At 58.8% G+C, this 13,215-nt stretch carries 14 protein-coding genes; 1 reads left to right on the top strand and 13 read right to left on the bottom strand.

Features of this window, described 5'->3' with window-relative positions; translation table 11 throughout:
* The 8 genes from VGC62_RS02525 to arsC all read right to left on the bottom strand — a co-directional run.
* A partial coding sequence (locus tag VGC62_RS02525) for a 2Fe-2S iron-sulfur cluster-binding protein (RefSeq protein ID WP_331185505.1) occupies window positions 1–197 on the bottom strand: 197 nt, incomplete at its 3' end.
* Window positions 190–1,311 carry an FAD-binding oxidoreductase gene (locus tag VGC62_RS02520; protein WP_331185504.1) on the bottom strand — a complete coding sequence of 374 codons (1,122 nt, stop codon included), beginning with the start codon at window positions 1,309–1,311 and terminating at the stop codon, window positions 190–192. The genes VGC62_RS02525 and VGC62_RS02520, both read right to left, overlap by 8 nt.
* Complete coding sequence (locus tag VGC62_RS02515; protein WP_331185503.1) at window positions 1,308–2,258, bottom strand: 4-hydroxyproline epimerase; 951 nt, start codon at window positions 2,256–2,258, stop codon at window positions 1,308–1,310. The genes VGC62_RS02520 and VGC62_RS02515 overlap by 4 nt, the downstream gene beginning before the upstream one ends.
* Before the next feature lie 109 nt (window positions 2,259–2,367).
* Entirely contained in the window at window positions 2,368–3,051 is a 684-nt protein-coding gene (locus VGC62_RS02510) for a GntR family transcriptional regulator (RefSeq protein ID WP_331185502.1), read from the bottom strand.
* A gap of 93 nt (window positions 3,052–3,144) precedes the next feature.
* The gene (locus tag VGC62_RS02505; RefSeq protein ID WP_331185501.1) at window positions 3,145–3,816 is read right to left on the bottom strand and encodes a DNA-3-methyladenine glycosylase I; all 672 of its coding nucleotides are present in this window, start codon (window positions 3,814–3,816) and stop codon (window positions 3,145–3,147) included.
* A 116-nt stretch (window positions 3,817–3,932) separates the two neighbouring features.
* Window positions 3,933–4,349: a DUF2069 domain-containing protein gene (locus VGC62_RS02500; RefSeq protein WP_331185500.1), complete on the bottom strand. Its 417-nt coding sequence runs from the start codon at window positions 4,347–4,349 to the stop codon at window positions 3,933–3,935.
* Window positions 4,342–4,947 carry an NAD(P)H:quinone oxidoreductase gene (gene wrbA, locus VGC62_RS02495; protein ID WP_331185499.1) on the bottom strand — a complete coding sequence of 202 codons (606 nt, stop codon included), beginning with the start codon at window positions 4,945–4,947 and terminating at the stop codon, window positions 4,342–4,344. Before wrbA ends, VGC62_RS02500 begins: the two co-directional genes overlap by 8 nt.
* Entirely contained in the window at window positions 4,944–5,297 is a 354-nt protein-coding gene (gene arsC, locus VGC62_RS02490) for an arsenate reductase (glutaredoxin) (protein ID WP_331185498.1), read from the bottom strand. Before arsC ends, wrbA begins: the two co-directional genes overlap by 4 nt.
* 117 nt (window positions 5,298–5,414) lie before the next feature.
* Here arsC and VGC62_RS02485 point away from each other — a divergent pair, with 117 nt between their 5' ends.
* Entirely contained in the window at window positions 5,415–5,882 is a 468-nt protein-coding gene (locus VGC62_RS02485; protein ID WP_331185506.1) for a TlpA disulfide reductase family protein, read from the top strand.
* A 212-nt stretch (window positions 5,883–6,094) separates the two neighbouring features.
* Here VGC62_RS02485 and VGC62_RS02480 read toward each other — a convergent pair whose 3' ends face one another.
* From VGC62_RS02480 to VGC62_RS02460, 5 genes are all read right to left on the bottom strand, one after another.
* Window positions 6,095–7,441, bottom strand: coding sequence for an ABC transporter substrate-binding protein (locus tag VGC62_RS02480; protein ID WP_331185497.1), 1,347 nt, complete (start codon window positions 7,439–7,441; stop codon window positions 6,095–6,097).
* An 84-nt stretch (window positions 7,442–7,525) separates the two neighbouring features.
* Window positions 7,526–8,509 (bottom strand): ABC transporter permease, encoded by a 984-nt coding sequence (locus VGC62_RS02475; RefSeq protein ID WP_331185496.1) that lies wholly within the window; start codon window positions 8,507–8,509, stop codon window positions 7,526–7,528.
* On the bottom strand, window positions 8,506–9,510 hold the full coding sequence (locus VGC62_RS02470) for an ABC transporter permease (RefSeq protein ID WP_331185495.1): 1,005 nt from the start codon (window positions 9,508–9,510) through the stop codon (window positions 8,506–8,508). The genes VGC62_RS02475 and VGC62_RS02470 overlap by 4 nt, the downstream gene beginning before the upstream one ends.
* A complete protein-coding gene (locus VGC62_RS02465; RefSeq protein WP_331185494.1) occupies window positions 9,497–11,065 on the bottom strand; it encodes a sugar ABC transporter ATP-binding protein in 1,569 nt (522 codons plus the stop codon). The genes VGC62_RS02470 and VGC62_RS02465 overlap by 14 nt, the downstream gene beginning before the upstream one ends.
* Window positions 11,066–11,225: 160 nt before the next feature.
* Entirely contained in the window at window positions 11,226–12,572 is a 1,347-nt protein-coding gene (locus VGC62_RS02460; RefSeq protein WP_331185493.1) for an OprD family porin, read from the bottom strand.
* Window positions 12,573–13,215: the final 643 nt, after the last annotated feature.

Here is a 13,215-nt window from a genome sequence, read left to right as displayed (position 1 = left end):
GTCTGACAGGCGAGGCGGCGCAAGCCGTCAATGTTGACCCGACACTCCTGGCAAATGCCCATGCCACACAATGGCGCCCGACGCTGGCCGCTGATCGAGGTGCGACTGCAATGATCGCCCACGGACATCAACGCGGCTGCCACCGTGGTGCCGCTTGCGACGCGTACTGTCTGGCCGTCAATGCTCAATTCAGGCATGGGCGTGAACTCCGATAAAACGTTTTGGCGCAAAAGCTGCGAGGTCCAGCGGCGGCTGAGTGTTTAATAATTGCGCGGCCAGTAGGTGCGCCGTACCGATGGCAGTAGTCACCCCCAGGCCCTCATGACCGACCGCCAGCCACAATCCCGGTTGCAGCGGATGCTCGCCAATCAGTGGCTGGCCGTCGGGGCTGGCGGAGCGAAATCCGGTCCAACTGCGAATGCCGTTGATTTGGCCCAGATCGGGCAGAAACTCCATAGCCCGGCGCAGCATGCGACCGAGCATCGCGGCATCGATGGCCGGGTCGTGATTATCGAATTGCCGCGACGAGCCGATGAACAGTTGCCCGGTGGGGCGCTGTTGAACGTTGAACGCCACCGATGGGCCAGCGCTGTTGTGGGCGCTGGTGACGTAGCCCAGTTCAACCAGCGTGTGGCTGATCTGGGTCGGATAACGGTCGGTGATCAACAAATGACCTTTTTTCGCTTGCAACGGCAGATCGGGGCACAGCTCACGCGCATAGATACCGTTGGCAAGCACCACCGCCGTGGCCTTGAGCTGTTCGCCATCGGCCAGTCGCACGCAGTTGCCACGCACTTCAACGACTTCGGCCCTGCGCTGCGTGACGCGGTTTGGTTGGCGTTGTAACAACCAGCGTGCGGCGTTGGGCGCATAAAGAATGCAATCGCCGCTGACTTTCAGCCCGCCATGAAGCCCCGGTCGTAACGACGGCTCGGCGGTGGCCAGTGCCTGGGCACTTAACAATTGGCAGGCCACGCCGTAATTTTGCAGGACCGTGCGCTTGCGTTCAGCTTCGGCCAGTTCCGCTTCGTTGCAGGCCAGCCACAGCGTGCCGTTATTGCGCATGGCGCAGTCGTGCGGCATCTGGTGTGCCAGCTCGCGCCAGAGGCGCACCGAGTATTCACCCAGCGCCAACTCGGCGGGGTTGTCGTCCAGCACCACCAAATGCCCCATGCCAGCGGCAGTGGCAGCGGGGCGCTGACAATCGAGCACCAACACGTCCATCCCTCGACTTGCCAGTTCGTCTGCACAGGCTGCACCGACGATCCCGCCACCGATGATGATCACGTCGGCGGTTTGGTTTTTGATCACGGGCGAATGCCCCAGGCGAAGGGATCGTCGGTATCGAGCAATAGCGTGGCCTCGGCGCTGATGAAGGCACGCCCGCGAATGGTCGGGACGATGCGGTCGCCAATCGTGCGTTCGCCGTCCTGCCATTGAAAACTGCCGTCGAAGCGACTGCCAATCACGCTGGCCTGGTCCCAGATCTCTCCAGGTTGCAGTTTGCCGTCCGCCGCCAGACAGGCCAGTTTGGCGCTGGTGCCGGTGCCACAGGGCGAGCGGTCATACGCTTTGCCGGGGCACAGCACGAAGTTGCGGCTGTCGGCCTGATCGTCGTCGGCGAACAGTTCGATGTGATCGATGACGCCGCCGTCTTCGCCACGAATGCCTTGGCTCTCCAACGCCTGCCGCACTGCCCAGGTGTAATCGGTGAGGGCGTCGAGGTTGTCGTTGCTGACACGCAAACCGTGCTCGGCGATCAGGAAAAACCAGTTGCCGCCCCAGGCAATGTCGCCACTGACGATGCCGATCCCCGGCACCTCGACCGCGAAGGCTTTGCGATAACGATAAGAGGGTACGTTCTGCACGCTAACCGAATGGTCCTCGTGAAGCAGGGCTTCAACGGTGCCGACAGGGGTTTCGATGCGATGCACGCCAGGGCCAATCTTGCCCAGATACGCCAGTGACACCACCAGGCCGATGGTCCCGTGACCGCACATGCCGAGATAGCCGCTGTTGTTGAAAAAGATCACCCCGGCGGTGGCTGTTGGGTCCATCGGTTCGCACAGCAGGGCGCCGACCAGTACGTCGCTGCCGCGTGGCTCCAGCACGGTTGCAGCACGCCAGTCATCGAATTCATCTGCCAGTAATTGTCGGCGTTCGGCCATGCTGCCGGTGCCCAGGTCAGGGAACCCGTCGAGCACCAGTCGTGTGGGCTCGCCGCCGGTGTGGGAATCGAGAATGCTGATGCGTTTCATGAGGTCACTCGTGCTGTAGAGAACCTCGACAGATTGGCCGCTCACGCCATGCGAGGTCTTGACCTGTTTCACGCTGGCCGATGACGAAATCGGCACAGTCTGTGCGGGTTTAGACTTCGCTGATGGTCGCGTTGGGCAGGTGAGCGTAGAGCGTGCGGCAGACGCCGATGATGTGCTGCTCGATAAGTTCGGCGGCTTTTTCGACATCCCGTTCGGCACAGGCACGGAGGATCTCGCGGTGCTCCCGATCAGCGCGCTCCTTGCCTTCGTCAAAGCTCATTTGCACCCGCAGGTAACGTTCGACCTTGTCGTGGGTCGAGCGAATCATGTTCAGCAGAAACGGTCGTTGCGCCGCTTCGTACAAACAGGTGTGGAAGGCCCAATTCAGCTCGGCCCAGCGGCCAATGTTGTCGTCACCGATGAATTCGTCACAGATAGCATTGGCGCGGGCGATGTGCGCGGGGGTCATTTTCGGTACCGCCAGGCGGATGGCCTGGCACTCCAGCAGCACACGAACTTCGAAAATCTGTGCCAGTTCGGGCTCGGAGATCCGCGTGACCATTGCGCCTTTATTGCGCTGGAACTGCACCAAGCCTTCGGCTTCGAGGCGCTTGAGGGCTTCGCGGACCGGGATCTTGCTGACGTTGAACACGCGGGCGATATCGTCCTGACGGATCGGTTCGTCTTCGGCGAATTGGCCAGAGATGATCGCCTCGCGCAGGTGCTTGGCGATCACCTCGGATGCCGAGGGGACCACACCTAGGTTTGGAGCGTCAGTGAAATGAAAGGGCACGCGGTCGACTCGGGCAATGGGCGGAATGGCGAATATTGTATACGACCTCCGATTTGTTATACCGGCGCCTTGCGCTGTGCAGCAAAAAAAAGATCAATGGTTCACGGTGTACGCGAGCATGGTCGACAACTGACACAGCGGGCGGCCACTTTGTTCGTGCCACTGATTGAACGCGTCCTGCACGATGGCCTGATCGCGCTGGCTGGTGGGCACTTTGTCGACGATGTTTTGCGCGTTGAGCGCGGCGACCACATCCCAGGTGGGGATAAACGTATCTTTGCCGACCATTCGTAGGAAACGTGGCGCAGAGAGCCCGCCCATCTGGTTGCCGTGCTTGGCCAGGTAACGCCACAGACCGACGATGTCATTCACCGGCCAGTCAGCAATGAAGTTGCCGAAACTGCCGTGTGTCTGCTCGATGTCGAGGATCATCTGGGCGTTGCGCGGCACGCTTTTGAGCTTGCCCAAGTGACGAATGATGCGTGTGTCCTGCATCAGGCGCTCAAGATGGTCGGCGCCCATCAGCACGACTTTTTCTGGGTCGAAGTGAAAGAACACTTCTTCGAAGGCAGGCCATTTGGCGTCGACCAGGCTGTGCTTCAAGCCCGCCCGAAATACCCGCAGCGCCATGGTCGACAGGTAGCGGTCGGCACTGATGGCTTTGAGCTTTTTGGACGTGGCGGGCGTTGGCAGGTGCGCTTCAAGGGCGGCGGCGGAACCAAAGCGGTTAAGGCAGTATTCATTGAGCCATTTGTAGTCTTGCATGCCCTCTCCATTCAGGTTGTTGGCGCACCGCACTCCTGTAGCGAATTCGTTCGCGATGCGCTAATAAATTTAATGGGTGTGTCGCCTGTCCCGGACCTTCGCTAATAAATTCGCTCCTACAAGGGATGTGTCTCGGTCAGCCTGCGGTTGTACTGAAACCGCCAGCGCACATACAGCAGCGCGCTGGTAAAAACTGCCAGGCTGGCGAGCATTTCCAGCATGCCGAACAGCGCACGGTTGGGGTCGTAGGCTGCCAGCGCGCCCTTGATGAAATACAGATTCACCACAAAGCAGGTCCACGAATGACCGCGCGCGCTGCCGATCAGCATGCCGGGTGTGAGTAGCAGCAACGGCACCAGTTCAATCGAAAGAATCACCCACGGACGAGCGCCATGCAGGTCGGCGAAGATCAGGTAGTAAAGGGTCAGCAGCGTAATCAGTCCAAAAAAGCACAGTAGCGCGGCGACTCGGCTCCAGCGAACGCGGGGTTCGAGCCATTCCAGCGCTGGCAGCACCTTGGGCTTCTTAGCCACGCGAGGGTTCCAGCAGCAGCGCAGTTTTCGCCAGGCGTTGACCCAATGCGCGACACAGTGTGGTTTCGTGCTGATCCAGCGGTCGTTTGCCGTCGGCACCGGCGTGGTGACTGGCGCCATACGGCGTGCCGCCGCCGTGGGTTTCGATCAGCGCTGCTTCGCTGTAGGGCAGGCCCGCGATCAGCATGCCGTGGTGTAACAACGGCAGCAGCATCGACATCAGCGTGGTTTCCTGGCCGCCATGCAGGCTGGCGGTGGAGGTGAATACACTGGCCGGTTTGCCGACCAGCGCGCCGGTCAGCCACAGGTTACTGGTGCCGTCGAGGAAATACTTGAGCGGCGCTGCCATATTGCCGAAACGCGTCGGGCTGCCGAGCGCCAGGCCCGAACAATTTTTCAAATCATCGAGGCTGGCATACAGCGAACCGCTTTCAGGAATGCTCGGCGCCACGGCTTCGCACTCGGCGGACACGGCGGGCACGGTGCGCAAGCGCGCTTCCATGCCGCCCATCTCGATACCGCGTGCGATCTGCCGGGCCATTTCGCTGGTGGAGCCGTTGCGGCTGTAGAACAACACCAGGATGTACGGCGCACTCACGGCAGGATCTCCAGAATTTTTTCCGGTGGACGACCCATCACTGCTTTGTCACCAACGATCAGGATCGGGCGCTCGATCAGTTTCGGATGGGCGGCCATGGCGGCGATCAGTTGCTCGTCGCTCAGGCTCGTGTCGGCGAGGTTCAGCGTTTTGTATTCGTCTTCGCCCGTGCGCAACAGTTGCCGCGCGCCGATGCCGAGCTTGCTCAGCAGATCGCGCAATTGTGCGGCGTCAGGCGGGGTTTCGAGATAGCGGACGATGGTCGGGGCCAGGCCGCGGGCTTCAAGCAGTTCCAGCGCGCCACGGGATTTAGAGCAACGCGGGTTGTGATAAAGCGTCAGATCGGTCATTTGCAGGTCGCATCTTGCATGAGGTGGCGGCTATTCTACATTCGTGACGAGAAAGACCAACCAGTGGCGTTGATTGGTCGCAGTATCGGCGACATCTATATAGAAGGAAGGCGGATCATGGCAAGGCGGTTGGCAGCAGCGGTAGCGCTTATCGGCAGTGTGTTGCTTAGCGGTTGTGGGGTGGATCTGGGCACCGATCAGAATGGCAAAAAGGTCGCCAGCGAGCGTGTCGACAATCACTGGTTGGTGGTCAATTACTGGGCAGAATGGTGCGGCCCGTGCCGTACCGAGATACCGGAATTGAACAAACTGTCAGAGCAGATGAAGGATCAGAAGGTCAGCGTGTTTGGGGTCAATTTTGACGGCTTGCAGGGTGAAGATCTGAAAACGGCAACCAAAACGCTGGGGATTCAGTTCACGGTGCTGGCGCAGGACCCGGCCGATCAATACGACCTGCCCAAAAGCGAGGCGCTGCCGGTGACCTACATCATTGATGACAAGGGCAAGGTGCGAGAACAATTGATGGGCGAGCAGACGGCGGCTGGGGTTGCGCAGAAACTGGCGGCATTGAAGGGCAAAGGCTAGCGGCTCTTCGCCAGGGACTGATTTATTTAGCGTGCTGTTTGATAAATCAATCTGTCCCCGCCGAACTCATATGCTCGCCCGGGGACAGATTAATTTACGGTGAAGCGATGTAAATAAATCAGTCCCCTTAATCACCAATTTTATTCAGAGAGTTACAGTGTGTTTGATGAGAGGTGAAGCGCGGCAAGGGTTGCAGCGCTTCACCCGGATTGTCAGAACGGCTTGCTGCAATCTCTTGGGGTAATCCCCTTCTCTTTTGCATAACTGGCGGCACCCGCCTCGATCAACGGCCGCAACAAAGGTCGGTCGGCATTGACCCAGTCACTGACCACTGACCACTTCTCCCCATCCCACTGCTGGACACGCACCGAACCACCACCTTCATGGTCGGCGCAGGTGATATGAATCTGTTGCAACAGGCCCTCGGCGCCTAACGCCTTGATCCGTTCAGCATCAATGTTCAGATTTTCGAGCCCCCAACGGGTTTCTTCTCCGTTGACCACTTTGTGCCCATATTTCTCCTGGGTCTTGCGCAGGGCTTCGACCATCAGAATGCCCTGGGTCACGCCGGAGTTATAGAACACACTGCCAAAGCTTTTCGGGTCCTTGAGGTTGCTTTTGCCCGTATCGACGACATATTTTTTGATCTGCTGCAGTACCGCAAAATCAGTACCACTCGGGTTGGGGGTGATCGCCCGATAGCCTTTGGCGGCAACCCCAGCGGGGATCACGTCCTCTTCAGACGCCGACCAGATATCACCGATCAGATGGTCTGCCGGAAAGCCGAAACGCACAGCGGTCTTGATCGCTACAGGGGTCAGGACGCCCCAGCCGCGCAGGAATACCCAATCGGCTTTTTCCTGGCGAATCTGGCGCCACACGCCAGTCTGCTCGCTACCGGGCAGGGCAATCGGCACCTGAATGTTGATGAAGCCATATTGCTTGGCCAGTAACTCCATCGACTTGATGGTTTCGCGACCCGGTGGCGAGTCGTTGTAGGCGGTGACGATTTTCTTGCCCTTGAGCTTGTCCAGCCCCCCCTCTTGTTGGGCGATGTAGTTCACCACCGATGAGGACTGGCTGTAAAAGGTGGTCATGATCGGGAAGTTCCACGGATAGACCGAACCGTCAGTGGCGTCAGTGATGCCATAACCGATGGTGACCAGCGGGATTTTGTCCTGGGCTGAGCGTTCGTTGACGGCAGCCGCAATCGGCCCGGAAAGCGGGAAGAAGAACGGCGTCGGCGAACCATCACGCCCATCCTTCATCTGCTCATAACATTCCACACCCTTGTCGGCCGTCCAGCCGGTTTCGCATTCCGACCAACTCAACTTGACGCCGTTGATGCCACCCTGGGCTTCGTTGATATAGGTGAGGTAGTCGATGATCCCGCCAAACAGTGGCACGCCACTGGAGGCATACGGCCCAACCCGATAACTGGGCAAAGGGATGTACTGGGTGGTAGCGGCAGGCGCTGCGACCGCAGGCAGGCTCAGGCATGAGCCCAGGGCGACCGCAGCCAGCAGCGGTAGAGAAAAACGGCGTTTCAGGTTAAGCATTCGCAAGGACCTTTCAAAAGCGAGTCATGAGGATGCGCATCGTGGCGCAACAGGAAAGGGCCGCTCGGCGGCTATCGTTGTGGATCACATGGAGTGTTGAAGAAAACGGCGGCTGGCAAAGCTCAATGCCAATACCAGGAAGATCAGGGTGCCGGTCGCAACCTGCTGCCAATAGAAGTTCCAGCCAATCAACAGCAGACCGTTGGCAACGACATTGATAAACAGCACGCCGAACAGCGTCCCAAGCACATTGGGGCGACCCCGGCGACTCAGGGTAGTCCCCATGAAAACGGCGCCGATGGCACTGATCAGGTACGCATTGCCCGACATCGGCACATAGGCGTTAACGGTGGCGCTGAGCAAGATGCCCGCCACCGCGCAAGCCAATGCACTGCCGATAAAGACCTGGACGGCAATGCGCCGGGTCGACAGGCCGGAGTAATACGCCAACTGCGGCTGGGTGCCCGTAGCAAGGATCTCTCGCCCCAGACGACCGCGCGCCAGGACCAGCCCATAAAAACCAGCCAGCAATGCCACCAGATAAATCGGCAACGGCACACCCGCAATCAGTAAACCGCTGATACCGGGCAATGAATCCTGAGCGATGTAAATCGGTTGACCGCCGTCGGAAAGCAATTGCTGGACGCTGGTGCCGATGAACAACGTACCCAACGTCGCCAGGAATGGCGCAATACGCAGCCCGGCAATCAACACCGCGTTGAAAGCTCCTGCTGTGCAGCCGGCCAGCAGCGCGACAGCGACCGCCACGCCCAGACCATGACCGCCGTTGAGCATGGTCACAAAACCCAGGCTGGCGAAATCCAGCGCCGTGCCCACCGACAAGTCGATGCCGCCAGCCGCGACCGCCCAGGTCATGCCAATCGCCACGATGGCCAGCAGCACAAAATTATTCAGCACCAAGCTCGACAGATTGCCGAAACTGAGAAAGCCCGGTGCATTCAAGGCAAAAAACACCAGAATGACCGACACCAGCAACGGCAGGACTGCCGGCAGCAAACGTGGCAAGAGCCTTGTAGGGCGTGAGGTACTTATTGTCAGCGCGCTCATTGGCCGCCCTCCTGCTGGTCTTGGGCACCGGAAAAAGCCACCACTAACAGGATCAAGGCGCCCTGCACGCCGTTGACCCAGAAACTGGAAATGTTGAGCAGCTGAAAGCCATTGATCAAAAAGCCTAGTAGCAGGGTCGCCAACAAGGTGCCCGGAATGTTGGCCGTCAAGCGCCGCGAAAACACCACACCGAGAAAAGCGATGGCCACCACAGACAACAGCATGTCGCCTGAGCCGGTGGTGCTACCACTGAAAAACGCCGCTGAACAAAACGCTGCAATAGCGGCGCAGCCACCCGCAATCAGGTAGCTGGAAAACACATAGCGTTTGAGACCCAACCCAGCGGCTCTTGCCGCGTCGGGATACTCACCCACGGCGTACAAGCGCAGGCCATAGGCGCTGTACTGGATCAGCACAATCAGCACGGCGGCCACACTGAGCAACACCCACGCCAAAGCTGGCACCCCCAGCCAAACCCCGTCTGCCAGCACATCGAGCAAGCTCGAATCGGTCGGCAGCACGGTATTTTCGGTCAGCACCAGCTCCAGGCCCGCGATCAGGTTCATGCTCGCCAGGGTGGCAAGCAATGGCGGCAGACGCAGGAAGATCACCGCCAAACCATTGAAAACACCGACCAACAGGCCGCATCCCAAGGTCAGGGAAATCGCCTGCCAGGCCTCGAAGCCGGCGTTATTGAGACTGCTATAGACCGCCGCACATAAACCAAGGTTGGCCGCCAGCGATAGATCCAGTCCACCGGATACGACGTTGGAACCGCCACCGATGACAACACACGTCAAACCCAGGGCCAGGATGCCGAGAATTGCCGACTGCGCAAAAACGTTGGCGATGTTGCCAGCGCTGAGAAAGTTTGGCGCACTCAATGCAAACACCAGCAAGATGGCGAGCAGTACCAACAACGATCCGCGCCTTGCCAACAAGGGCAACAGGCGGCGAGCCCGTTCTGGCGCCGGAATGACCAGCGCCTCAAACCTGGACATGATCAGCCCCCTCTTGTTGTAGCGCCGTGCCTGTACGGCTATCACTGGCACCCGTGGCACACGCCAGCAACTGATCACTGTCGACCGACCGCGAATCGAACTCGCCAGCAATACCGCCGCGATGCAACACCACGATACGCTGGGTGATCCCGATCAGCTCCGGCAGGTCCGATGACAGCACCAACACCGCAGCGCCGGCTTCGGCAAGGCGAGCGATCAGCCGGTAGATTTCCACTTTGGCGCCGATGTCGATGCCGACGCTCGGCTCGTCCAACAGGTACAACGACGAGTGCCGACTGAGCCATTTGGCCAAGGCGACCTTTTGCTGGTTACCACCGCTCAGCTGATGAACTGCGGCACCGTGGCCAGGTGTCTTGATGGCCAATTCGCCGATCAACCGATCACTCGTTTGCGCCTGCGCCTGGGCATTGAGCAATCCCCAGCGGCTGAACCTGCCAAGGCTGGCCAGGACGATGTTTTCCAGCACCGAAAGCGCCGGCGCGACGCCATGACTGCGCCGCTCTTCAGGAACCAGAGCAATGCCCAGGCGCACCGCATCCCGAGGAGAGTTCAGGTGTAAGGGCTCGCCATTCAAGAGCATTTCCCCCCTGTCCGGCTTGAGCAGTCCGAACAGACTCTTGAGCAAGTCCTTGGCGCCGGAGCCTACCAATCCGGTCAAACCGACCACTTCCCCACGCCGCACCGTCAAGTCAATACCGTGATAACTGCGCCCTGCCCCCAACCCCTTGATCTGCAACACCGGTTGCGCGGGAGACGTCTGTGCTCGGGGGTACATGTCACCGACTTCGCGATTGACCATCAGCCGGGCTATCTGCGCAGTGCTGGTTGTCTGAGGATCGACCACCGCGACGTCACGGCCATTGCGTAACACGGTGACTTGATCGCAGAGCGATTCGATTTCCTGCAAGTAATGGGAGATGTACAAGATCGACAGACCTTCATCGCGTAGACGTCGCACGATGGCCAGCAACTGGTCCACCTCGCGCTTGACCAGCGACACACTCGGCTCATCGAATACCAGGATCTTTGGTTTGGCGATCAGTGCGCGCGTGATCTGCAACACTTGCCTCTGGGCACTGTCCAGGTCACGCACCAACGCGTTGGCCGGAAATTGCAGGTCAAAGTAATCACGCAGCAGGCGCGCGGCCTCAAACGCCTGAGCACGCCTGTCGACAAACAGCCCGCGCTTGATTTCATGTCCCAGAAACAGCGCCTCGCCCACCGTAAAACTGGCCGGTAGCAGACGCTCCTGATGAATGAAATGCACCCCTTTAGCCTCGATCTGGCGAGGTGTAAGTGCGTCGAAAAGCTGACCGTCAATGCTCAGGCTGCCCGCATCGGCACGATGAATCCCGGCCAGCACCTTGATCAAGGTCGATTTGCCAGCACCGTTTTCACCCACGAGCCCATGAACGCTGCCGCGCTCGACCCACAGGTTTACCCCGTCCAGGGCCTGGGTAGCACCGAAGCGTTTATAGATACCCTGTAGATGCAAGGCAGGTGGTACTGGAATGCCCGCAAGAACCGGACTCATGATGCCTTCCCCAAGTGAAGCGACAGGCGGTAGTCAAAGCACGGTTCATGCCCAAAGATTAATGCCTTATAAATCAATTGATTGATTGCCGCCTACCGAACTAAAACCTGTCGCTGCGACGACATCCCTGTCTATCCACTGTCGTCGCAGCAACACTGGATCACAACATACGAAAATCCAGCGGGTATTCAACGATGACCCGCAGCTCATCGACATTGGATTCGTAGTTGCCAAAGTCACCGCCGACCCTGTGGGTGGCCTGTAACACATTGACTTTAAGATCCTTGGCCGGACCACCCTGCACGATGTAGGTCGCCCAGAAATTGCGCTCCCAATGCTTGCCGTCACTGACACCGTTGAAGTACGAATAAGCACCTTCAGCCTTGCTGCCATCGATGTTGTCGCCACGCAAGTAGCGGCCGGTCACCGTCAGGCCGGGAATACCGAGCCCTGCAAAGTCATAGGTGTAGCTGGCTTTCCAGGAGCGTTCGTTGGGGTTGTTAAAGTCCGACCACTGCGAAGCGTTATCCAGCTCCAGGTCGTAGGTGTTCCAGACATAGTCGAACGGTGAGTTGCCGCGCACTTGCTCATAAGCTACGACAAAGCGGTGCAAGCCCACATCAAGACCGATGTGGGTGCTCCAGGAGTCGTTGTCGATGTTGCCGAGCAAGGCGCGACCGGAATCGCGGGTCCGGTAGTAGTTCAGCCCTGTGTCCCAGGCCACCAGATCGCTGAGCGACTGCCTGAAATCAACCCGGGCAAAGGATTGATTCCAGACGTTATCCAACCGACTGGTGTGCAACTTGAAGCTCCAGTTATCGTTGAGCACGTAATCGGCCCCCAGATACTGAACGTAGTCGGCATCCTTGAAGCGCCCTCCATACACCGTCCCCAGATCACCGTCGTGGTTCACACCGCTGCGGTCGCTTGAGGCCGTGAGCTTGCCACCCTGGATATTGAGGCCGTCGATGGAGGTGTTATTGAACGTCACACCACGCAACGTTTGCGGCAACAGACGAATATCACCGGCGTGCAGCACTGGGCTTGTGGGCGACACATCACCATATTTGATCACCGTGTCGAACGCCCGGACCTTGACCGCACCACCGGCCTTGGACCACTCGTCCTTGGGCTCGCCATTGTTGTCGCCCTTGCGTGGGATCAGCCCCGGCCCCCCGACACCGTTGCCCACGGTGCCATCCCCCCCGTCCAGTTTCACACCTATCTGCCCGTAAGCGTCGAACCCGACCCCGACGATGCCCTGAGTGAAGCCAGACTCAAAACGCCCGATGATGGCGTGCGCCCATTCGGACCTGCGACTCTGACTGTCGCCGGTATGCGGATTGACGGCACTGCTGCCATTTCGATAGTCCTGACTGAAGTAGAAATCCCGGTTCAGGATGTTCAGGTGACTGTCTTCGATAAAACCGTTCTCTTGTGTGGCCGCCATTACCGAACCGGTGCTGGTGGCGGCAAACAGTGCCAAGGCAGTAAATTTGTGATCCATGATGTTCTCTAATGGTTGTTTTCAACATGCGCTGTTATTGATCGCTTGTCTGACTATTCGAGAATCATGCCAATATTTTTATACTTTAAAATCAATGAGTTAAGTAAACATCTCAATCCTTTAAATCCATACTAAAACGACAAAATGTCGTGATGCTGTTGATCGGCGGTCAGTCATGGGCTGCAACGTTCACATTGAGCAAGGGCCAGAATTGCCCGTAACTTCTTTGGTAGGGCCTGATTGGTAAGCGCCGCTGGCGACTTGCAGGAGGGTGAGCGGGCTTGAAGCAGCAGTTCATGATCGTGGGTGCCCGTCGCGGCGAGCCATTGGCGGAGGTCTTCAATGTGGCGGTTGATGAGTTGTAGGAGCGAACTTGTTCGCGAAGCGGTGTCTCAGGCGCACCGCGTTGGTCGCTTCGCCAACAAGTTGGCTCCTACAGATTGAACTGCGTTCTGCAGTAAACCGGTGTGTGCGGTTTGCCCGTCACAACGCATGCGCAGGTTTTACGACGGGTTCCCCGCCGGTCGCGGGACAAGCCCGACTCCCACATGGGGGTTCAGGGCCAAAACGCACGTGGTGGGGGCCAGAACGCCCCAAGGAGCGAACTTGTTCGCGAAGCGATGTCTCAGGCGCACCGCGTTGG

This window comes from Pseudomonas sp., assembly GCF_036404235.1.
Taxonomy (GTDB): domain Bacteria; phylum Pseudomonadota; class Gammaproteobacteria; order Pseudomonadales; family Pseudomonadaceae; genus Aquipseudomonas.
This window is presented reverse-complemented; position numbering and strand designations above follow the sequence as displayed.

Bases quoted from the DNA above. Each gene is read 5' to 3' on its own strand.
- VGC62_RS02515 (WP_331185503.1), bottom strand. From the start codon at position 2,258: ATGAAACGCATCAGCATTCTCGATTCCCACACCGGCGGCGAGCCCACA.
- VGC62_RS02505 (WP_331185501.1), bottom strand. From the start codon at position 3,816: ATGCAAGACTACAAATGGCTCAATGAATACTGCCTTAACCGCTTTGGT.
- arsC (WP_331185498.1), bottom strand. From the start codon at position 5,297: ATGACCGATCTGACGCTTTATCACAACCCGCGTTGCTCTAAATCCCGT.
- VGC62_RS02485 (WP_331185506.1), top strand. From the start codon at position 5,415: ATGGCAAGGCGGTTGGCAGCAGCGGTAGCGCTTATCGGCAGTGTGTTG.
- VGC62_RS02480 (WP_331185497.1), bottom strand. From the start codon at position 7,441: ATGCTTAACCTGAAACGCCGTTTTTCTCTACCGCTGCTGGCTGCGGTC.
- VGC62_RS02475 (WP_331185496.1), bottom strand. From the start codon at position 8,509: ATGAGCGCGCTGACAATAAGTACCTCACGCCCTACAAGGCTCTTGCCA.
- VGC62_RS02470 (WP_331185495.1), bottom strand. From the start codon at position 9,510: ATGTCCAGGTTTGAGGCGCTGGTCATTCCGGCGCCAGAACGGGCTCGC.
- VGC62_RS02465 (WP_331185494.1), bottom strand. From the start codon at position 11,065: ATGAGTCCGGTTCTTGCGGGCATTCCAGTACCACCTGCCTTGCATCTA.
- VGC62_RS02460 (WP_331185493.1), bottom strand. From the start codon at position 12,572: ATGGATCACAAATTTACTGCCTTGGCACTGTTTGCCGCCACCAGCACC.